This is a genomic window from Neobacillus niacini (genome assembly GCF_000759675.1).
Classification (GTDB): Bacteria; Bacillota; Bacilli; order Bacillales; family Cytobacillaceae; genus Neobacillus; species Neobacillus niacini_A.
Map to the genome: position 1 here is coordinate 305665 of NZ_BAWM01000098.1, position 20451 is coordinate 326115.

Below are 20451 nucleotides of genomic sequence, written 5' to 3' on the forward strand. Positions count from 1 at the left end.
GGACCTCATCACTCCCATTATAGACTTTTTATCCAAAAGGAAAAACCTTGTTTGGATGACAAGGTTCTCATATTCATGCAAATTACTTATTTCGCTTGGTTAATCACATTTTGTAATGTGGTTTGAATTTCTGCTAAAACTGGCTCTCCAGCTTCCTTATCCTTTGCTTTTGCTGCTTCAAGGTATGTTTGAGCCTGTTGAGTTAATGTTTGATACGCTTCTGCGCCAATGATACCTTTGATATCTTCACCAATTACATCAATAAACAGCGCGCCTTCTAATGCGGTTATTGGCGACTTGTCTTCTCCCCAAGTTTCTAAACTTTCCGCATATTCATCCAAGGCAATTTTAGAGAAACCACGAACAAATGCTTTATTAACGGCTGCAGGATCAAGTGTTGCCACATCCGTTTCTAAATTAAATTGGCTTTCAATCAATGCAGCATCCTCTGCGGCATGTGAGTTTAGGTACTTGAATAGAGACTGGTAAAACGCCCATCCCTCTGCTTGTTCAATTTTGGCAACTTCTGGATTTTCTTTTGCTTCTGCAGCAGCTTTTGTCGCATATCCATTAGGAATTGCACCAGTAGCTAAATAGAAGGTTTTCATTAACGTTTTGTCTACCACTTGTTTTCCTAATTGGAAGGCTAACAGATCATCTGACTCAACAGCTTTTTCAATCTCAGCGAAGCCGCCGTCAATGACGGAAACCATATTTGTTCCATAGGCAGCATCACGTTTTTCAACTGTTGATTTCAAAATTGCATAAAATTCCTTTGCTTCTTCAATTTCTTCTTTTACTGCGTCCTTCTTGCCCCAGTTTTCTCCAACTTCAGTAAATTCATGTTTAACTGTGGTATAGAAAACTTTTTGCATTAACTTATCGAAGATTTGTCTAACAACAATAGGATCCATAGAGCCGTCTTGACCTGCTTTTAGTGCAGCTGTAATATGCTGATCATGTTGTGCTTCAACCTCGGCATCGCGTTCTTGTACAAGGCTTTGTAGATTTTTTGTATAAAGATCTGTCACCATCACAAAATCAACTTCTTTTTTTTCTTTAGCCTTATCTAATTCAGTAATGGCTTCCTTGTAACTCGCAGCAAAATCGACTTCTTCTGCAGCTTTTTCTTCCTTTGACTCTCCCGCATTTGCTGTTTCTTCTTGTTTTTCCTCTTTTGGCTTTTCTGAAGTTTCTTTTGACCCACAAGCAGATAAAACAGCTGAAGCCATTAAAAAGCTTGCAAAAATAATTTTTAATTGTCTCTTTTTCATATGTATCCCCTCTTCTGCAAAAAAAATTGATAAAAATAAGTGCCTAATTGATAATGAATTTCATTCACAAATTTGATTATAAAGAGAATGATTCTCAATGTCAATTGGAAATGAGAAATATTTTTGAAAAGTGTATAATAAATTTAACTTTATTAAAATAGCATTATTGGAGGTACATGTATGAAGATCACCATTGTTGGAACAGGCCATGTCGGGCTTGTAACCGGCGCATATTTAGCGGAAATCGGTCATGAAGTCACGTGTTATGATATTGATTCCGATAAAATCGAATTGATAAAACGAGGGAAAATACCCTTCTTTGAACCAGGGTTACTTGAGTTAGTGAATAATAATATTGAAAACGACCGGTTATCATTTACTAATAACATTCTCGAAGCTTTGACTTATAGTGAAATTATCTATATCACAGTTGGCACACCGATGGGCTTAAATGGAAAAGTAAATCTTCATTATTTATACGATGCAGCTGATCAAATCGCGAAAAACATAACTCAGAAAGTCATTATTATCATAAAAAGCACAGTCCCAATAGGAACGAATCGGATTATTAAAGAACGGATCGAAGCAGTTTCTAAATTCGAGATTGAAATGGTTTCCAATCCGGAATTTTTAAGAGAAGGGTCAGCTATCCATGATACATTTTTTGCCGATCGAATTGTTATTGGCTCTGAAAGTAAAAAAGCTGCCAAGTTGGTCGAGGAAATAAATAAACCACTTGGCATCCCAATATTTAAAACTGATCTTCAAAGTGCAGAATTAATTAAGTACAGCTCCAATGCCTTTTTAGCAACAAAAATAAGTTTTATCAATGAAATAGCTGAATTATGTGAATCACTCGGTGCCAATATTGAGGACGTAGCCCATGGGATGGGTCTGGACTCCCGTATTGGACCGCATTTTTTAAGAGCAGGTATTGGATATGGAGGTTCCTGTTTTCCAAAAGATGTGAGCGCTCTGATTCATACAGCTACTGAACATGGAGCCGAACTCAAAATCCTAAAAGCAGTCAATCTTGTGAATCAAAAACAACAGGATGTGTTAGTTGAAAAAGCAATGCATCGCTTTGGAAGCCTCAATAACAGAAAAGCAGCCATTTTAGGCCTTTCGTTTAAGCCGAATACGGATGATATAAGGGAATCTCCGGCATTAAGGATGGTCAGTGTGCTGTTAGAAGAAGGAGTTAATATTACTGCTTTTGACCCTGTTTCGATCGAAAACGCAAAAAAACAATTTGGTGATAATATTAACTACTCTTCTTCGATCGAAGACGCTCTATTAAATGCAGAGATGGCATTTATCGTAACGGATTGGGATGACATCAAAAACTTTCCTTTATCGCAATATGAAAAATTAATGAAAACTCCTATTCTCTTTGATGGACGAAACTGTTATTCATTGGAAGAAGTTAGCCGATTTTCAATTGAATACTTTTCAATTGGGAGATAAGTTGTAATAGAGGATTTGTAACTCAAACTAGATTCTAATGGATTTATCCTATCCTTCTCAAATCTTGAAAACATGGAAAAGAATTATCTTGACTATTAGCTGCCGAAATAGGCAGCTTTTTTCTTTTTATCATTAAATGTTAGATCAATAATATTTCACTTATCAGCTCTATTACATGGAAAAGATAACAATGATGTACTTATTATTGAAGAATCACTCAAGGCCGCTATAATAATAACCGAAGTAAACCCGACAGATGTTAGTCCTGTCGGGTTATTTTTGGGGGTTTTGGTGTCATGCTCGGTTATAACAGTAAAAAAACAGTTCCCACGTACAGCTCATATGTGATCTTGGCAAGCGTAAACCATCATACTAAGAAAAACCGAACTATAAAAAAAAACGGTTGTCTATCCTTTAATTATGGTGATGATGATGTTCATACCCATGTTCTTCCGCATATTTACCAAAATTTTCTAAATCATACATTCCAGTGGAAGTACCGTTTAAGGCCTGATTCATACGTTCTAACAGTACCGTTCTTAACTTTGGATGATAGCCAAAATACTGAGCAATATCAATTGTTACATGCGGATAAGTCTCTTTAAACTGTTCGGCCATTTTATTCAGTCTTTCCATTAAAATTCCCGTAAATAAAAAATACGGCAGCATGATGATTTTTTTTGCGCCTAATTTAATACAGCGTTCCATCCCATCCTGCACAGTTGGCGTAGTTACCCCCATAAAGGCACTTTCAACGATAGGTACATTTAATTTCTCCCACAATAATCTGCTGATTTTATAAAAATCACCATTAGCATATGGATCGCTGCCGCCACGTCCAATTAATAAAATTGCCGTATCCTCATGCTTTTGATCTACATCAAAACCTGCTTCAGCAAGTCTTGTTTTTAAAATTTCAAAAACTTCCTCATGTACACCTATCGTTTGGCCATAAGTAAATCGAACATCTGGGAAATGCTCTTTAGCATGTTCGATTTCTGCAGGAATGTGCAGTTTTGAGTGTCCTGCATGTAATAAAATGATGGGAATTACATGGATTTCATCCGCACCTTTTTCAACACACAACTGAATACCATCCTCAATATTTGGTGATGCAAATTCTAAAAAACATGTTTCTACTAAAAGAGCTGGATCAATGTATTCTTCCATTTGCCCGACAAATTCACGAACTTCTTTATTCCCTGCCTCCAGCCTGCTGCCATGTCCAACAAATAATACTGCTTTTTTCATTGGTCCATTACCTTTCTTGTATTTTTCAATTCCTTTTATGCGGTCTTCGCCGCGTTTCCGCACACCTTGCTCCATTGAATAAATGATCGCATCTTCTTTAACTTCTTCATGAACAATATCACGTGCAGTTTCTTCATGTTGAACCGAATACCATGTCCCTTTTGGATAATCAATTACGACACATTTATCTTTACAGCGGCCGTTACAGCGTGTACGCGATGTATGAATTTGCTCATCTAAACGGTTTTTCCGGATTTCGTCCCGAATTTGCTGAGTGACAGCCTCAGCTCCTGCTCCCATACAGGTTGACCCATTACAAATGAGTAAGTGACGCTGCATTTGCGTTAAATTCCAGGTCGTCATAAAGTGACCTCCCCTTCTCCCATCATTTTGTACCCTCTATATCTCTTTGTTATATCAACAGTGCCCACGATCAAAGCCCATATTATTAATGTCAAACGAAACTTAGTCATGTAACTTCGCAGGTTCCCAAGTAATGATTGCAGCATTGAATGGGTAACGGTACACATACTGGCCATCCTCCATAGCAATAAAAGGTTCGAGTGATGCTTTCACATGTGCCATATCAAACCGGGATGATAAGATTTTTTTGCTTTGTGCTTCATATAATTGCTGCAATGTATCATAACGATACTCACGCTCCAGCTTGAGCATTTCACAATTTGCATAAATCCCTAACTGATACAGCATATTGACGATGGTAATATAATCACGGCGAGGATATTTAATGTCATAGCAAAACTGCTCATCTAAAATAACGTAATGCGGCTGAATTGGTCCTGTTGTTAAGCCAATGATGGCGCGCTTATTGGCAAGCCTGTTCATTTTTTTCAGCGCCGCAATCATTTCATACATACGATAAAAGCAGTTCACCCCAATAACAACATCATGCTGCTCAATTTGCGCTTCTTCCCATTTACTATGGACGAACTGAACATTTGTATCGTTTTCAAAGTATTGTTTTAAATAATCAAGCACACTTTCAGAACCATCCACTAGCGTTAAACTTTTGACATCTTGACGAAGTTGGAAGGTATAGTTGCCCCATCCAGGCCCAATTTCAATACAAGTTGAATTTTGCGGGATATGCTGTTTCATTTTTTCGTAAATTATTTTTGCATAGGCGTCTGTTTGCTTGTATGTTTTTTTCTTCATGGACTGAGCCCAAAATGTTTCTTCCAGCTCATCATCGATCATTCGTTCTGGCATCTTGCCATGCCAGTTTAACATGCCTTCTTTCCAAAGCTTTTCAAAATCAAATTGTAAAGGGGATCCTTTTATCATTGAATTTTCTCCTCAATCTCGACAACATAAATGGACAATCCTTTTGGTGTATGCAATAGCTACCCTTACTGCATTGTTTTTCCTTTGCCTTCTCCTGTATAAACTAACAGCACCCCCTGTCGTGCCATGTACAAACCTCCCTATAGCCAAGTTGTTTTTTCAGCAAATGGTGTTCGCTTCTTCACGGAAGTGCTTTCTTCTGCAGGGTAACCTATGCATAACGTCCCTACTAATTGCTCTTGATCTGATGCACCTATAAAAGCATGTAATGCTGTATCATGAACTAAGCCCACTCCACGTGTACGCCATACCATGCCTAAACCCAGCTGTTCGGCCATTAACCACATCGACATAATCGCACTGCTTACTGCAAAGGTATTATCTTTTGTTGCACCTTCATCTCCATCGACAATGGCAGATGTCACCACAATAACCAGCGGTGTTTTTGTGATGGCTTCCATTGAGCTTTCCACTAAATGTGGTTTTGTTGGGAAACGTTTTTGTAAATAATCAAGCGCCACCAGCTCATAACGTTTAAAGCTGTCGCCCTGTAATACATAGAAATGCCAGGGCTCACGCATACGGTCATTTGGTGCAAACGTTGCTGCTTCTAATAACGTCTCAATTTTGTCACGTTCCACTTCGCGCGTTTCAAATTGACGAATCGCACGGCGTTTTTTTAATGCATCTAACATAATTCATGCTCCTTTTCAATAAACCAAGCAATTTGATCCCGTACCTTAACAACATCACCAACTAAAATCATGGCTGGATTAGAGATACGATGTATTTGAATATCTTGTGCAATCGTTGAGAGATTGCCTGTAATCGTACGCTGGTTTTTAGTTGTGCCCCATTCAATAACGGCAACAGGGGTTGTTTCACTTTTGCCATAGGTTATTAAGCTTTTCGTTATATGCGCGATATTGCCAATACTCATATAAAAGGCCACCGTATCAATTTGAGCAAGCGCCGACCAATTTAAAAAGTCCTGCTCCTTTTCTGGCCGGCCATGACCTGTAACGATCGCAAAGCTTGCAGCATGATCACGATGTGTCACAGGAATCCCTGCATAAGCAGGCGCGGCAATCCCCGCTGTAATACCAGGCACGATTTCAAATGGAATATTGGCTTTCCGTAAAATCGCTGCTTCTTCTGCACCACGTCCAAAGATAAAGGGGTCACCGCCTTTTAGGCGGAGAACCTGCTTGCCAAGATTGGCTTGTTCCACTAGCACACAATGAATTTCATCTTGAATCAGTCCATGCCTGCCTGGTTCTTTTCCACAATAAATCAGCTCGGCGTCAGCTTTCGCATGTTTTAATAATTCAGCATTCACCAGTCGGTCAAATAAAATCACATCTGCTTGCTGAATACACTCTAATCCTCGAATCGTCAATAGTTTTGGGTCTCCAGGACCAGCTCCTACAATATATACAAATCCGCTCACCGTTTTTCTCCTATACGCTGATGCAGCCACGCTTCACATTTTTGTTTTTGACCTTGCTCCATCCATTGTAGTAACTGTGGATCCAGGAGCTCTGCTAATAGCTGTTTTTTCGCATCGCCCGTAGACACTTGTAAAATTCGCTGACGTGCTTCCTTTAAAAAAGAAACATACTGCTCGTAATGTACTCCAAATTGCTCTTCTAAATCATTCTTTACTTGACGGGTCAGACCTGGACTTGCTCCAGACGTCGATACAGTTAAAACAAAATCACCGCGGCGAACGACTGCTGGATTGATGAAATCAACACGTCCTTTTGCATCCGCACGGCTGAGTAATTGCCAATGCTGGGCCGCTTCTTCCACTGCATTGTTTACCTCTCCGTCATTTGTAACCGCGAAAATCAGTACTGCATCATCTAAATCAGCAGGTTCAAATGCTTTTTCTTTCCATGTCACAAGCCCTTCATTGATATAGTTCTGTAATTTTTCGGTTACCGCTGGGCTTATCACTGTCACTAGCGCATTTGTTGGCAGCAGCGCTTCCACCTTTTGACGTGCTACATGTCCGCCCCCAACAATAACAACCTTTTTATAGTCAATATTCATTAATAGTGGGAAATAATTCATTGTTTACCTCCAAACATGCTGTCAGCCAATTTTTCACAAGCTGTGGATTCGAAGCAAAATGAAAGTGTGTATAGCCAGCAACAATATTTTTATGTAGATAACCTTCCTGCTGAGCACGAAAACGGCCTTTACTAAAATAAGCTGGTGATGTATGCTCCCCCTCATATGTTGAGTAATGGAACTCATGCCCTTTTGCCTGATCCTTTTCATTGATTAGAAAGTTGCCTGGAACACCTGTAATTTCCCGGTAGCCAAGTGCCGCTAATTTATCCTGCATCCGCACACGGCCTGGAATAATTCCGAGCATCGGGAATACCTGTCCTTGACGATTCACAATTTCCTCTGTTAAATACATAAAACCGCCGCATTCCGCTAATGTTGGCACCCCGCGTTCAAGCGCTGCTCTTATTGATTGCTTCGTTTCCTCATTTTTCGCCAAAGCTTCAGCAAACTCTTCTGGGAAACCGCCGCCGATATACAGCCCCTGCGCTTTTTCTGGAACTTCTTCATTTTGTAATGGAGAGAAATAATGCAAAGTGGCACCATATGTACGGAGTAATTCTAGATTTTCTTCATAATAGAAGTTAAAAGCGGCATCCTTTGCAACTGCAATGTGTACTTCTTGTCTTTCGGGCTGTATATCAAAAATAGATGCAGAGACTTCCAATGATTGTGTTTTTGTAATTTCCAGCAGCTGTTCAATATCCAATGTCTCTTCGATTGCTTCTGCAAGACTATCAAAATAGGAATCTAAATCGCCTCGTTCAATGGCGGGCACTAAACCCAGATGACGGCTTGGCATCGAAGGGACAGCTCCTTTTGGCAGATAGCCAATGACAGGAATTCTACATTCTTCTTCAATCGCTGCTTTGACAATTTCAAAATGGCTTTTACTTCCTAATTGATTGGCAATAACACCAACAATATTGGAGCTTTCATCTAACATTTGAAATCCTTTGACAATCGCAGCCGCACTTCTTGCCATACTTGCCGCATTGACAATTAAAATGACGGGACTTTTTGTAATCTCACTAATATGAGCAGCAGATCCTTCATTTGATAATGGGGATTTGCCATCATAAAAGCCCATCACTCCTTCAATAATAGCTGCATCTGCATCTTGGCTCGCTCTTGCGACAATGGCACGAACTGTTTCATGGGACATCATGAAACTATCAATATTACGAGAAGGGCGTTTTGTGACAGCTGTATGATACGTTGGGTCAATATAGTCCGGACCGCATTTAAAGCCCTGGACTGTTAAACCACGCTTCATAAGCGTACGCATGATGCCGACTGTGAATGTTGTTTTTCCAACACCGCTTCCTGTGCCGGCTAAAACAAATCGATTCATTGTACTTCCTCCTCAAAGTTGACACGTGCAATGGAAATGGTCACGTTTCCGCTTTTCTTTTTCTCCAGCAGTAATTCTTTCGCATTCGCATAACGCAATGCGGCAGGCTCACTGACCCCATAAGCACCTGTATATTTAAAGACTGTTTCCGATGGGTTTTGCATCGGTATTTCATTCAGCTGGTCAGGTGCGTAAGTTACAAACGGCCAGTTATGTTTAGCAGTTAATTCAAGCAAGCCTGTTTCGTTTTTCTTTAAATCGATGGTCGCAACTGCTTTGACACTTTTTTTACTTAAACGCAGCTCCGCTAATGTTTCATCTATGACTTGTTCAATTTCTGCCATTGCCGTATCACGATTACAGCCAATGCCAAGTACAATTGATTTTGGACGATACATAACTCCGTTCTCGAGCAGCACCTCTTCATGTGCCTCAATTAAACGATCTGTTATAAGCAGTGCCGCTTGTGGCTTTACCATGATCGCTTCATCTATTGTTGGATAAATTTTCAAATTATCTGGCATTGGGCGATCGTACATCCACCAATTTTTTTCTCCCGTTTCCTGCACGATCGCAACATGCTCTTCATTAACAACCGATGCACTAACAGGTGTTAATTTTTCTTCACTATCCCACATCCACCCAAATTGGGCGCCAAATAAATCCACGGGAATCGTTTTTTGAACATCTGACGCTGTTGTTACAACTGGTACAGCACCAATCGCTTTTGCAAATTCATGGGTTAAGGCATTGGCACCGCCAATATGCCCCGATAATACGCTGACGACAAACTGACCTTTATCATCCACCACTAACACGGCAGGATCTTTCTTTTTATCAATCATTAGCGGAGCAATCATACGAACGACAGCACCGAGGGAAATGATACAAATGATTCCTGAATACTGCTGGAACAAAGCGGGCAATAGTAGGCGAACCGTACCATCAAATAACTGAATTTGGCGCGTTTCTTCGTCGCCCTGCTCGAATTTCTTCATATAATAAAGGTCCACATATGGAAATTTTTCCACGTAGCTTCTTGCATGTTCCACCCCATGTTTCGTTATGGCAACGAGGGCATATGGTTTGCGCTTTACAATAACAGGAATTTCACCTTCACGTAAACTAATCATTTTCCTTCACACCTTTGCGGAAGCCATGAGTAAAGGTTTTGTCATAGAGCTTCGAACGGTATTCTTTTTCATGAATGTGCGGGTCTAATGCCCAGCCTGCTAGAATCATCGCATGCTTGCGAATGCCGTTGACACGCATTGCTTCATCTAATTCAGCCAGTGTTGTCCGCACAATTTTTTGGTCAGGCCACGAAGCACGCTGCACAACAGCAACTGGTGTATCGTCTGCCCAGCCTGCTGCCTGCAATTCTTTTGTGATTTTCTTGGTTAAAGTAGCACTCAAAAACATGGCAATCGTACAGTGATGGCTTGCCAGTGCCTGTAATTTTTCACGCTCAGGAACAGGTGTGCGTCCTTCAGCCCGTGTTAAAATAAGCGTTTGGGTTAAATCAGGAATCGTCAGCTCTGCCCCAACAGCTGCTGCAGATGCAAAAACAGAACTTACACCTGGCACAACTTCATAGCCAATCTCATGCTGCTTCAACTGTGCCACTTGCTCCATCGTTGCCCCATACATCGCCGGGTCGCCTGTATGTAAACGTACAACCTTTTTGCCTGCATTGACACGTTCGACAATACAATCCACCATTTCCTGAAGATGCATCCCTGCTGTGCGGATAATTTCGGCCGACTCCTTCGCTTCCGCTACTAACGTTTCACTTACGAGTGAATCGGTATACATCACAACATCCGCTTCTTTTAATAGCTTTAAACCTTTCACCGTGATTAAATCCGGATCTCCCGGACCTGCTCCGATAATCCAAATTTTCTTCATTATTTGCGCACCACCATACATGACAAGTAATTTAAATCTGCACCACGTAGTTCATTGATTTTCCAAATTACCTCTTCATCAGATGTAACTTTTGTAACGACATGTGCTTTTTCTAATAAATTCATTTCCTCCAGAAGATCGAGCATTACGTCTATAACTTTTGCTACTTTGATAAAGACGATCGCATCGTGGTTTTCAATCACTCGGCGCATTTCTTCCATATCCTCCGTAGCAGGAATCATGGCGACATGGTCATCACCATCAGCCAATGCAATCCCTAAGCGATTAACAGAACCATTAAACGACGAAATGCCAGCTACCGTTTCAATCGGAACATCAGGGTACATCGATTTCATTAAGTTCATTAAATGTATAAATGTGCTAAACAGCATCGGATCTCCTTCAGTCACAAAAGCTACATCTTTTCCTTGAACTAAATAGCTATAAATAGCTTCCACTGATTTTGTCCACTCAGCGAGCAAGGTATTTTCATCTTTTGTCATGGGAAATACTAAACCAAGCATCTCTTTTTCTGCCGGGTTAATATACACTTCAACAATACGATGGGCATAAGATTTACTGCCCTTTAATTTTTTGGGATAAGCAATGACAGGGCTTTCCTGCAATCTGCGAAATGCTTTTACTGTGATTAATTCTGGATCTCCCGGCCCAACACCTAATCCAAATAAGGTTCCCATTTTCATGATTCGTTTCCTTTCTTTGCCGTCACTATATAGATTGGATTTAACGGTTCAAAACGTGTTAAATTTAAGATTGGCTTACTTTTTGAAATTTGTGCCTGTAATATTGATACTTCACAACCTAATGCTTTTAGATGCTGCAGCGCTTCTGCCAGATTTTCGATGGTTGCAATGTTCATAACAAGGCGTCCATTTGGCTGTAAGCGTGAAATACATGTTTGCAATAAATGCTCCATATTTCCACCGTTACCGCCAATAAAAATCGCATTCGGATCTGGAAATTCATCCAGACGGTCAGGTGCCTTCCCCAGCACTGCAACAAAATCTGTACGATGTTTTAATTGATTTTCCAGGCAGTTTTCCAGGTCACCCTCATTTTTTTCAATTGCATACACGGCACCTTCCCGAGCCATTTTCGCTGCTTCAATAGCAACAGAACCTGTGCAGGTTCCTATATCCCAAACAATGCTATTTTCCTTAATCCCTAACTCCTGCAGACAAAGAGTCCGAATTTCTCTTTTAGTAATTAATCCTTTATCTGGCTTTCGCTGAAGAAATGCATCATCCGGAATTCCTAGAGAAGAACGTTCCACTACCTCACGCTGTTTTAAAACCACAACATTCAAAGGAAAAAAGGAGGTTTGCTCCATTTCGTCCAATGTGAAGAAGCGGCACCGCTCCATTTCACCTTGTAAATTTTCAGCAACGAAGGCATCATATTCTGTCATGCCAAAACGCTTTAAATACTTTGCAATTGCCTGCGGAGAATTCGTTTCATCTGTTAAAACAGCAATTTTTTTACGCCCATCAATTCTTTGTGCAAACCCTTTTATGGAACGGCCGTGCAAGCTGACAATATACGCATCCTGCCAGCTTTCCTGCATTTTAGAAAAAGCAAGTTGTACCGAGCTGGTATAAGGATAAATCGTTATTGGAAGCTTCTTCGCAAATAAACCGCCAAGTCCATAAAACAGCGGATCACCAGACACTAAAATAACGACATTTCGTGTTTCTTGCTGTAATTCAGCTGTTAATGCTGATAAACCGCCTTTGATTACTTTTTTCTCTTTTTTTAATTCCAGGAAAAATTGTAAATGACGCTCCCCGCCTACTAGCACATCACATTCATTGATCCACTCAACATATTGGGGGAGCAATCCTTCCGCGCCATTATCCCCTATACCAATCATCTTCATCCAATTTGTCAATATTCTCAGCCTTTCCTAAACAGTCTCCATTCATGGCGTACAAGGTTGTCGACACTTTGATGTCAGTATTCATATGATTCAGTGCATAGTAGCAGCAGTTTTTGCAAAGTGCTGCAAAGAATGCCTCGTTTCCCTGAAGCATTTCACCAACCTGTGAAGCTGTATTCGCCTGTAAAATTTCTCGCTGTGTCTCCTCATCAACACCCACTTTATTGGCAATGCCTGCCAAAAACTCAAAGCTTATCGGTGCGCTTTTTGAGTGAACCATCATAACGCCTTGGGCAACTTTTGAGAACTTCCCCATCATCCCTACCAATGAGACTCTCGGAATCTTCTTCCGCGCAATATTTTTTATCGTAAAACCGACAAAATCGCCCATTTCAATAAATGCTTCTTCTGGTAAATGAGGATACTGCTGCATAGCATATTTTTCACTGCGTCCACCTGTTGTAATGACTAAATGCTCACATCCTGATTCTTTTGCTACATTGATCGCTTGTACGATACTTGCCATATAAGCAGAACTTGAAAATGGAACCACTGTTCCCCGTGTACCTAATATCGAAATTCCGCCGATAATGCCTAAACGCCCATTCAATGTTTTTTCAGCAATCTTTTCACCATCTGGTACGGAAATGACCACTTCAATTCCACAATCCAATTTATATTTTTCAATTACTTCCTGTACAACACCACATATCATTTTTCGCGGTACGGGGTTTATCGCTGCTTGACCAACTGATACAGGTAGTCCCGCTTTTGTCACTCGCCCTACACCAACCCCGCCATCTAAATGGATGCCTTTTTCTTTTGAATAACGAACGGTACTCTGAATTCGTGCTTGATGCGTAGCATCAGGATCGTCCCCGGCATCTTTGATCGTTTCACACATTACCCTGTCATCTGACACTTCAAATGCGGTTACTTTAAATGTTGCATACTGGCCAACCGGTAAATAAATCGTGATTTCCTCTGGTACCTTTCCCACGACAAGAGCTTGCAGTGCTGCCTTTGTCATCGCTGTTGCACAAGCTCCAGTCGTGTATCCATGACGCATTTGTAAAGGGTCTTTTTTATCTCGTTTCTTTTGCACGTTCATCCGCCATAATCGAAATGGCATTAAGTGCAGCGACCGTCACTGTACTGCCACCCTTTCTACCTACGTTCGTAATAAACGGAATCCCTTCCAGCACTGCTAACTCCTCTTTCGATTCTGCTGCTGATACAAAGCCAACTGGCATTCCAATAATTAAATCTGGTTTTGCTACACCGTCTTTAATTAAGCGAATTAGCTCCAGCAGAGCGGTTGGCGCATTGCCAATGGCATAAATTCCTCCTTCATGTAGACTCGTTGCTTTTTGCATGGAAATAATAGCCCTTGTTGTTCCTTGAGCCTTTGCTTCCTTTGAGACATCTTCATCCGCAATATAACAATGCAAGTCCCCGCCATGTTTTTGGAATCGCTTACGGCCTGAACCGCTTTCAATCATTTGTACATCCGCCACTACATGACGACCCGCTAAAATGGATTGAATCCCTGCCTCAATGGCATCAGGTGTAAAAATCATGCTGCGGCCTAACTCAAAATCTGCTGAAGCGTGAATCACCCGCCTAACAACTAGCCATTGCTCATCTGTAAAGGGATGTTCGCCCATTTCTTCTTTAATAATGGCGAAACTGTGATCATAAATTTTGTCTGGATCTACCGTTAAAGGAATAAATTTTGTATTAAAGTTCATGTTTGCCATGAATAAAACCTCCCAATAGTTGAGTTACTTCTTCAAAAGAAGAACAAAAATTTTCATATTCAAGTGCTGGCCGTTTTATTAAAATAACAGGAATCCCTAATTGCAGAGAAGCTGTCATTTTTTCATCTACAGACCCCACTTTGCCGCTTTCTTTAGTAATCATTAGAGTCACATTGTATTGCTCTAATAGTGCTTTATTTAATGATTCTGAAAATGGACCCTGGATCGCAATAATGTCCTTTTGTTTAATACCTAAACTAGTGCACTTTTCCATATTCCCTATATTGGGAAGCATTCTGCAAATAAGCCGAATTTCATCACGCATTAAATATTTGGAAAATATCTCTAACGTTTTGCTGCCTGTTGTTAACATGATTGTCCCATTATGAGATTGAGCTAATTTAGCTGCATCTTCATAACTTTCAACTTCTGTAATTAGTGGAGAAATAAACTGTTCTTCTGGCCTTTCATATCGAATATATGGAATATCACATGCTTTTGCTGCTGCCATTGCGGTTTTCGACGCTTCTTCCGCATAGGGATGACTGGCATCGATGACACAGGTCATCTTTTGCTTTATAATAAGCGCCATCATGTCATCAACTGATAACCGCCCGACTTGATAAGGAATATCGTATGCATTTAAACTTTCGGCTGCAGATTCTGTGACAACTGTTGCTAATATCGTATAGCCTTGATTTTGCAATTGAATGGCTAATGCTCTCGCATCACTTGTGCCTGCTAAAAATAAAATCATGTGTTCCTCCTAATCTCCACATGGTGCCGGCTCGACTTCAATTTTGGAGCTCATATCCTGATAGTTAAAATACTGAATTCTTTTTGCACGTTTAAAATATTTAAAAAGGCGTTCATTTGGATGGGCATTTTGTTTGTACTCTTCTATAATTTCCGTTAATAAAGGCAGCAGCTGATCTGGTTCAATTCCTTCTGCTACTGGCTGTGCTGCATGGGCTGTACGGCCAACCGGCTTTGCGCCAATGAATAAATCAAATTTTTTCTTGCGGTAAACGATCCCGATATCATCGAATACTGCCCGATAACAGGCCATACCGCAGCCGTTGAAACCAATATGTAATTCTTTTGGAAGCTTTAAGCCACCCAATTTTGCTGATATTTCTTCTGCATATGGAATGGATTCTGCTTTTTCACCGTAGCAAAAATCACAAGCTTTTAAGTTTAAAACATCGCCTACAGGCATGACAATTAAATGATTTTGTTCAAGTTTTTCAACAATCGATTCAGGCTGATCAGTTGGAATCTTTAGTAAAAAACGATGATCCGGTGTATATTCCATGGTGCCTGTCTCGCCAATGGTTTCTGCCAATACGCGCATTTGCTCTGGCTTAATAAATTTATTGGCAACACCAGGTGAAACAGCAAATTCAAATATATCTTCGATTGTCTGCTGAACCAAATGCGGATGTTCTATTTCCGATTTTGACACCATTGATAAAGCCTTTATGGCCAAATCTAATGTGCTTACTTCCTGTTTTTTTCTTTCAATTTGCTCATAACCAGCTTGCGCTTCCCCTGTTACTTGATTTAATGCCCAGGGTTCGGCTTCCTTTTTCAAACGCTGATGCGGTTTTAAGCTTTGCTTTTCTTCACCTAACGTATATTTACGCTGATAACCTCGAGGGGTAATGATTTTATTGTCATAAAAGAAAGTAGAAGAATTCCCGATAATAACCGTTGTCAGCATTCCTATTTCATGTTCAAGCATTTCAGCCAGTGTTGTCAGCACTACATTTTGATTTTCACGATAGGCACTTTTCACAAGTCCCACCGGTGTTTCAGGCGAACGATATTTTAATAGAATATTTTGTGCCTCTACAATTTGGCGTGTCCGTCGACCGCTTTTCGGATTATATAAAGCTATTACAAAATCTGCCATCGCAGCTGCTTCAATACGCTTTTCTATTACAGTCCAAGGCGTCAAATGATCACTTAGACTTATCGTGCAGGAATCATGCATGACTGGCGCACCCAATAAACTTGCACAAGAATTAATGGCTGAAATACCTGGAACAATTTCTACTGCAATTCCTTCTTTTTCAGTCCACCCCTTTTCAATCAGCACTTCATACACTAATCCAGCCATCCCATAAACGCCTGAATCTCCGCTGGAAATGACTGAGACAATTTGGCCTGCTTCAGCTTTCTTTACTGCATCCTGTGCACGTGACACTTCTTCTGTCATACCCGTGCTGACAATGGATTTTGCTGATACGTAAGGTTCAATTAGCTCCACGTATGTTTTATAGCCAATAATACAATCACTTTGCTGCAATGCATCTACAGCTCGTTTTGTAATATGCTCATGAGCACCGGGTCCGAAGCCAACAACAAAGATTTTCCCCTTTTTCATAGACTTACCTCCAAATAAAAAATGCCTGCACTCCTTTTAAAAGGAATACAGGCATGTGAGATGCAGTATAAAAAAAGCATACTGAAACACAAAAACAATAGGTATAATTGTCCCGCCTATACTTCTCCCTCCGAAAAGCAAGTGTAGTTTAAATAAGCAGGTTTCCTGACTTAAGCTTCTTTTTACTCTTACACCTTCCCGATTTCTCAGTGGTATTGTAATTTCATCAGCTCTTACAGTAGCGGGGGCTGTACTAGAATTTCACTAGTTTCCCTTTTACCTCACAAATGTGAGCACTTATTTAAAGCATTTATTAAATTTTTTTATAAATATACCATATAATCTCTAAAGTTAACATACTATTTTTTTTTTTGAAAATTTAATAAAAGCTAATGTAGAACAACTCCTTCTTAGGTTGAAATGATGATTTCAAAAAATTATGCATCAAAAAACCAGGGATTTCTCGTCAGAGTTCCACCTTAAGCTTGAATGCTAGTCCCATTAAAACATGATTCCATCATTTCAAACAGTTCTGCTTTTGACCTCGGATACTTTTTATTGGATAAATTCGTTCCTTTTAATCTTTCAAACACTTCCATAATCCAAGGTTTTTGTAAATGGCTTTTTTCGAGAATTTCTCTTTTATTAAAAACCTCAACGGCTGTTCCTTGAGCTAACAAATGCCCATTGTTTAAGATGATGACCTCATCTGCCCATTCATAAGCTAAATCTACATTATGCGTTGACAATAAAATCGTCCGATTTCGGTGATTCATTTTTTCCATAATATCCATTATTCTTTTTGAATAGTAAGGATCAAGTCCATCTGTTGGTTCATCTAACACCATTAATTCTGGATCAATAGCAATAATTCCAGCGATTGCTACCCTTTTTTTCTGTCCGATACTTAAAAAGTGGGGAGGTTTATCTTTAAGCGATTCCGTTTCTGTTAATGTGATGACTTCCTTTACACGCCTCTCTATTTCTTCGGTGGGTAAATTTAAATTTTTTGGACCGAACTTAATATCTTCATAGACACTAGATGAAAAAAGTTGGGTTTCAGAATTTTGGAATACAATACCGACTTGCTGCCTTAATTGCTGAATCTCTTTCCGTTTATAGGTCAACTTCTTTCCACTGTACAAAATGCTGCCACTAGTTGGCTTTAAAATACCATTCATAAGAAGAAATAGTGTTGATTTCCCAGCGCCATTGTTACCTAATAAGGCTATCTTCTTCCCTTTTTCAATTGAAAGATTTATTTGATCCAATGCCATCGTTCCATCTGCATATTGATAAGAAACTTGTTCAAACGTTATAATTTGTTCACTCACTCTGCATACTTCCTTTTCATTGGTCTTTCATGATTTTGTCATAATATAAATCATGAAAAGTGTTACAAACGAAATAAAAATAAAGACAAAATGCCCACGATTGTAGCCCATTGATAAATCCACATCATACAAATGTTCATCTCCACCTCGACTATCAATTGTGATTTGAAGTTCTTTTGCTGAGCTCATCGATTTAACGAAAAGGCTGACAATAAGCTGTGCAACGCTGGAAAACCAGCTTCTATAATTTTGATAGCCAAGCCTGCTAGATTGTGCAATATAAATTTCATTCATCTTTTCCAATAGAACAAAGATAAATCGATACGTAATCCCCATTAATTCTACAAAAACGGTGGGGAATTTTACTTTTTTTAATACCCACATAAATTGATTAAGAGGTGTTGATAAAACAAGAAAATATAAACAGCTCACACTTGCTAAAATCGTTGTACCTAGTTCGTATGATTGTTGGATACTATATGAATTAATATAGATTTGCCATAAACCTATTTCAGCCATCCAAAGCACATCTAGATCTACTTGATAGATAGGTGCAATGGAAAATAAAATGGCAACCAAGCTTGTCATTAAAAAAACAAAAGGGACGAAAAGAAGTTTCATATAGGCTATAAACGGGATTTTCGCCTTGAATAACACCCCTATACTCATTACAGTAAAGGTAAAACAAGCCACCGAAATATTTTTTGAAAGAATTGTAAAAAAGAGAAAGATCAGTGCAAAGCTGACCTTCTCAACGGGATGAACATCCTTTAATCCGCTGGTATAAGCATAATCATCAATTTTTATCATAAATTCACTTCATTCCGCTATTGTTTGGATGAAGAATACTTTTTTCTAGCTTTTCCATATCCAATAACATAGCCTATAATGATGGCTCCAAGAGCCGCTTGTAACGAGAATAGTAAACTTTCAATCTCTCCACTTGGTGGTTCCCATATCGCATTAAACCAAGGCTCATAGTCAGGTGCCACTTCGATAATCGCTTCCTCCGCCTGCCCGTCAGCCCCACCAAATTCTGCATTTTTCAAAAAAATCAAAGGAATAATTGCTAATAGAATCACGAATAAAAATAATACTCCATTTCTCATGTTAGCGTGCCTCCTTCATCGTAGTTAATTGATTTAATTCTGTCATATTATATTTTTGAAGTAAGTTCATCACGATAACCGTAAGTAAGCCTTCACTAATCGCTAAAGGTACTTGTGTAAAACCAAAGATACTAGCAAACTTTACAAATGAAGCCACAGATCCACCTACCTCAGCAGGGAAAGCTAAGGCTAATTGAACCGATGTCACTAAATATGTCCCTAAATCCCCTAACATTGCAGCTACAAATACTGAAACGGCGACGGATATATTCATTTTTCTTCCAAACTTGTATATTCCGTAAGAAAGTAAAGGTCCGACGACAGCCATCGAAAAGGCATTCGCGCCTAACGTTGTAATTCCACCGTGTGCTAACAATAGTGATTGAAATAAAAGGACTATTGTTCCTAAAACACTCATCGCCGTTGGACCAAATAAAATTGTCCCCAATCCTACACCCGTTGGATGAGAACAACTACCTGTCACTGAAGGAATTTTCAACGCAGATAAAACAAATGCAAATGCACCAGACAGGCCTAGCATTGTTTTCAATTCAGGATTATCTTTCAATTTTTTCGTAATCGATCGTATTCCAACGGCAACAAATGGAATGGTGATCCCCCACCAAAAAACAGCCCAGCCAATTGGTAGAAATCCTTCCATAATATGCATTGCATAGGCTGGACGATAAGAGTTCGTCCAAAAATAGCTTGTTAAACCTAACAGTACAACAAATGAAACCCATAATGATCTTTTTTTCACTTTAAACTTACCTCCATGGTATAAAATAGTGACCAAACTAAAAAGAGCATTTAAACCTGGTGGGTTTAAATGCTCACAAAAAACAATGGTATGTTCTGCTTTAATCAGAAAAAAGCATACTTCCGTCTCCGTAAACACATCCCTATATCCCGTAGGTCACGTCGTGTTTTCTAAACAGGCAGGTCTCCTGACTTACCATCGTTGCTCCTTGCGTCTTCCCGCTTTTAAAATAAAGCAGTGACATTGTGCAGGTCGCTCCGAATTACAGTGGCGGGTACCGTGTCGGACTTTCACCGAACTTCCCTATTAAGCTATACAATCTTACATGCATAACACCTGTTTAAAATATGTATTTAATTTTCTTTATATTACATTAACAGACTCTTGCTGTCTACCATATTTTCTTGTAACCCCTATGGAGATTTACTGATTCTCGGTTTTGCAAATGAAAAAACGAGCTCACTTTTAGTTTGTTTTGAAACATAAACAATGGGCTGAATACTTTCTCATTAGATAATAGATAGAAGTGCCTGTCACTCACCGATGTTTGTCTAGATTTGTAGTTTA

General features: G+C 39.6%; 20 protein-coding genes and 2 riboswitches. Of the genes, 1 reads left to right on the forward strand and 19 read right to left on the reverse strand.

What is annotated here, in order from left to right; genetic code table 11:
* Positions 1 to 86: 86 nt before the first annotated feature.
* Positions 87 to 1274 (reverse strand): hypothetical protein, encoded by a 1188-nt coding sequence (locus TR08_RS23335; RefSeq protein WP_152597504.1) that lies wholly within the window; start codon positions 1272 to 1274, stop codon positions 87 to 89.
* 180 nt (positions 1275 to 1454) lie between these two features.
* Here TR08_RS23335 and TR08_RS23340 point away from each other — a divergent pair, with 180 nt between their 5' ends.
* Positions 1455 to 2741 (forward strand): UDP-glucose dehydrogenase family protein, encoded by a 1287-nt coding sequence (locus TR08_RS23340; protein WP_045522277.1) that lies wholly within the window; start codon positions 1455 to 1457, stop codon positions 2739 to 2741.
* Positions 2742 to 3155: 414 nt separating this feature from the next.
* Here TR08_RS23340 and TR08_RS23345 read toward each other — a convergent pair whose 3' ends face one another.
* The 18 genes from TR08_RS23345 to TR08_RS23430 form a co-directional block, all read right to left on the reverse strand.
* On the reverse strand, positions 3156 to 4355 hold the full coding sequence (locus TR08_RS23345) for a CbiX/SirB N-terminal domain-containing protein (RefSeq protein WP_045522278.1): 1200 nt from the start codon (positions 4353 to 4355) through the stop codon (positions 3156 to 3158).
* 102 nt (positions 4356 to 4457) lie between these two features.
* Entirely contained in the window at positions 4458 to 5297 is an 840-nt protein-coding gene (locus TR08_RS23350; protein WP_045522279.1) for a class I SAM-dependent methyltransferase, read from the reverse strand.
* Positions 5298 to 5437: 140 nt separating this feature from the next.
* Entirely contained in the window at positions 5438 to 5992 is a 555-nt protein-coding gene (locus tag TR08_RS23355) for a nitroreductase family protein (RefSeq protein WP_045522280.1), read from the reverse strand.
* On the reverse strand, positions 5986 to 6747 hold the full coding sequence (gene cobA, locus TR08_RS23360; RefSeq protein WP_045522281.1) for a uroporphyrinogen-III C-methyltransferase: 762 nt from the start codon (positions 6745 to 6747) through the stop codon (positions 5986 to 5988). The genes TR08_RS23355 and cobA overlap by 7 nt, the downstream gene beginning before the upstream one ends.
* On the reverse strand, positions 6744 to 7373 hold the full coding sequence (locus TR08_RS23365) for a precorrin-2 dehydrogenase/sirohydrochlorin ferrochelatase family protein (RefSeq protein ID WP_045522282.1): 630 nt from the start codon (positions 7371 to 7373) through the stop codon (positions 6744 to 6746). The genes cobA and TR08_RS23365 overlap by 4 nt, the downstream gene beginning before the upstream one ends.
* The gene (locus TR08_RS23370; RefSeq protein ID WP_045522283.1) at positions 7342 to 8727 is read right to left on the reverse strand and encodes a cobyrinate a,c-diamide synthase; all 1386 of its coding nucleotides are present in this window, start codon (positions 8725 to 8727) and stop codon (positions 7342 to 7344) included. Before TR08_RS23370 ends, TR08_RS23365 begins: the two co-directional genes overlap by 32 nt.
* Positions 8724 to 9860, reverse strand: coding sequence for a cobalt-precorrin 5A hydrolase (locus TR08_RS23375; protein ID WP_045522284.1), 1137 nt, complete (start codon positions 9858 to 9860; stop codon positions 8724 to 8726). The genes TR08_RS23370 and TR08_RS23375 overlap by 4 nt, the downstream gene beginning before the upstream one ends.
* The gene (cobM, locus tag TR08_RS23380) at positions 9853 to 10635 is read right to left on the reverse strand and encodes a precorrin-4 C(11)-methyltransferase (protein WP_045522285.1); all 783 of its coding nucleotides are present in this window, start codon (positions 10633 to 10635) and stop codon (positions 9853 to 9855) included. The genes TR08_RS23375 and cobM overlap by 8 nt, the downstream gene beginning before the upstream one ends.
* Entirely contained in the window at positions 10635 to 11339 is a 705-nt protein-coding gene (gene cobI, locus TR08_RS23385; RefSeq protein WP_045522286.1) for a precorrin-2 C(20)-methyltransferase, read from the reverse strand. The genes cobM and cobI overlap by 1 nt, the downstream gene beginning before the upstream one ends.
* Positions 11336 to 12532 carry a bifunctional cobalt-precorrin-7 (C(5))-methyltransferase/cobalt-precorrin-6B (C(15))-methyltransferase gene (locus tag TR08_RS23390; RefSeq protein WP_045522379.1) on the reverse strand — a complete coding sequence of 399 codons (1197 nt, stop codon included), beginning with the start codon at positions 12530 to 12532 and terminating at the stop codon, positions 11336 to 11338. The genes cobI and TR08_RS23390 overlap by 4 nt, the downstream gene beginning before the upstream one ends.
* On the reverse strand, positions 12507 to 13643 hold the full coding sequence (locus tag TR08_RS23395) for a cobalt-precorrin-5B (C(1))-methyltransferase (protein ID WP_045522287.1): 1137 nt from the start codon (positions 13641 to 13643) through the stop codon (positions 12507 to 12509). Before TR08_RS23395 ends, TR08_RS23390 begins: the two co-directional genes overlap by 26 nt.
* On the reverse strand, positions 13618 to 14292 hold the full coding sequence (locus tag TR08_RS23400; protein WP_045522288.1) for a precorrin-8X methylmutase: 675 nt from the start codon (positions 14290 to 14292) through the stop codon (positions 13618 to 13620). Before TR08_RS23400 ends, TR08_RS23395 begins: the two co-directional genes overlap by 26 nt.
* Positions 14273 to 15049, reverse strand: coding sequence for a precorrin-6A reductase (cobK, locus tag TR08_RS23405; RefSeq protein ID WP_045522289.1), 777 nt, complete (start codon positions 15047 to 15049; stop codon positions 14273 to 14275). The genes TR08_RS23400 and cobK overlap by 20 nt, the downstream gene beginning before the upstream one ends.
* A gap of 9 nt (positions 15050 to 15058) precedes the next feature.
* The gene (gene cobJ, locus TR08_RS23410) at positions 15059 to 16681 is read right to left on the reverse strand and encodes a precorrin-3B C(17)-methyltransferase (protein WP_045522290.1); all 1623 of its coding nucleotides are present in this window, start codon (positions 16679 to 16681) and stop codon (positions 15059 to 15061) included.
* A gap of 138 nt (positions 16682 to 16819) precedes the next feature.
* Positions 16820 to 16997, reverse strand: a riboswitch (cobalamin riboswitch).
* Positions 16998 to 17160: 163 nt separating this feature from the next.
* A complete protein-coding gene (locus tag TR08_RS23415) occupies positions 17161 to 18015 on the reverse strand; it encodes an energy-coupling factor ABC transporter ATP-binding protein (protein ID WP_238579221.1) in 855 nt (284 codons plus the stop codon).
* Positions 18016 to 18042: 27 nt separating this feature from the next.
* Complete coding sequence (gene cbiQ / locus TR08_RS23420) at positions 18043 to 18825, reverse strand: cobalt ECF transporter T component CbiQ (RefSeq protein ID WP_045522291.1); 783 nt, start codon at positions 18823 to 18825, stop codon at positions 18043 to 18045.
* A 17-nt stretch (positions 18826 to 18842) separates the two neighbouring features.
* Positions 18843 to 19124 carry an energy-coupling factor ABC transporter substrate-binding protein gene (locus TR08_RS23425; RefSeq protein WP_045522292.1) on the reverse strand — a complete coding sequence of 94 codons (282 nt, stop codon included), beginning with the start codon at positions 19122 to 19124 and terminating at the stop codon, positions 18843 to 18845.
* 1 nt (position 19125) lies between these two features.
* Positions 19126 to 19794 (reverse strand): energy-coupling factor ABC transporter permease, encoded by a 669-nt coding sequence (locus TR08_RS23430; RefSeq protein ID WP_081954635.1) that lies wholly within the window; start codon positions 19792 to 19794, stop codon positions 19126 to 19128.
* A 250-nt stretch (positions 19795 to 20044) separates the two neighbouring features.
* A riboswitch (cobalamin riboswitch) is annotated at positions 20045 to 20239 on the reverse strand.
* Positions 20240 to 20451 lie beyond the last annotated feature (212 nt).

What these genes read in the sequence shown, in the direction of transcription:
- TR08_RS23425 (WP_045522292.1), bottom strand. Translation starts at nt 19,124, where the DNA reads ATGAGAAATGGAGTATTATTTTTATTCGTGATTCTATTAGCAATTATT.
- TR08_RS23430 (WP_081954635.1), bottom strand. Translation starts at nt 19,794, where the DNA reads ATGCATATTATGGAAGGATTTCTACCAATTGGCTGGGCTGTTTTTTGG.
- TR08_RS23335 (WP_152597504.1), bottom strand. Translation starts at nt 1,274, where the DNA reads ATGAAAAAGAGACAATTAAAAATTATTTTTGCAAGCTTTTTAATGGCT.
- cbiQ (WP_045522291.1), bottom strand. Translation starts at nt 18,825, where the DNA reads ATGATAAAAATTGATGATTATGCTTATACCAGCGGATTAAAGGATGTT.
- cobK (WP_045522289.1), bottom strand. Translation starts at nt 15,049, where the DNA reads ATGATTTTATTTTTAGCAGGCACAAGTGATGCGAGAGCATTAGCCATT.
- cobJ (WP_045522290.1), bottom strand. Translation starts at nt 16,681, where the DNA reads ATGAAAAAGGGGAAAATCTTTGTTGTTGGCTTCGGACCCGGTGCTCAT.
- TR08_RS23400 (WP_045522288.1), bottom strand. Translation starts at nt 14,292, where the DNA reads ATGGCAAACATGAACTTTAATACAAAATTTATTCCTTTAACGGTAGAT.
- TR08_RS23365 (WP_045522282.1), bottom strand. Translation starts at nt 7,373, where the DNA reads ATGAATTATTTCCCACTATTAATGAATATTGACTATAAAAAGGTTGTT.
- TR08_RS23345 (WP_045522278.1), bottom strand. Translation starts at nt 4,355, where the DNA reads ATGACGACCTGGAATTTAACGCAAATGCAGCGTCACTTACTCATTTGT.
- cobI (WP_045522286.1), bottom strand. Translation starts at nt 11,339, where the DNA reads ATGAAAATGGGAACCTTATTTGGATTAGGTGTTGGGCCGGGAGATCCA.
- TR08_RS23370 (WP_045522283.1), bottom strand. Translation starts at nt 8,727, where the DNA reads ATGAATCGATTTGTTTTAGCCGGCACAGGAAGCGGTGTTGGAAAAACA.
- TR08_RS23395 (WP_045522287.1), bottom strand. Translation starts at nt 13,643, where the DNA reads ATGAACGTGCAAAAGAAACGAGATAAAAAAGACCCTTTACAAATGCGT.
- cobM (WP_045522285.1), bottom strand. Translation starts at nt 10,635, where the DNA reads ATGAAGAAAATTTGGATTATCGGAGCAGGTCCGGGAGATCCGGATTTA.
- TR08_RS23375 (WP_045522284.1), bottom strand. Translation starts at nt 9,860, where the DNA reads ATGATTAGTTTACGTGAAGGTGAAATTCCTGTTATTGTAAAGCGCAAA.
- TR08_RS23390 (WP_045522379.1), bottom strand. Translation starts at nt 12,532, where the DNA reads ATGAAGATGATTGGTATAGGGGATAATGGCGCGGAAGGATTGCTCCCC.
- TR08_RS23340 (WP_045522277.1), top strand. Translation starts at nt 1,455, where the DNA reads ATGAAGATCACCATTGTTGGAACAGGCCATGTCGGGCTTGTAACCGGC.
- TR08_RS23355 (WP_045522280.1), bottom strand. Translation starts at nt 5,992, where the DNA reads ATGTTAGATGCATTAAAAAAACGCCGTGCGATTCGTCAATTTGAAACG.
- TR08_RS23350 (WP_045522279.1), bottom strand. Translation starts at nt 5,297, where the DNA reads ATGATAAAAGGATCCCCTTTACAATTTGATTTTGAAAAGCTTTGGAAA.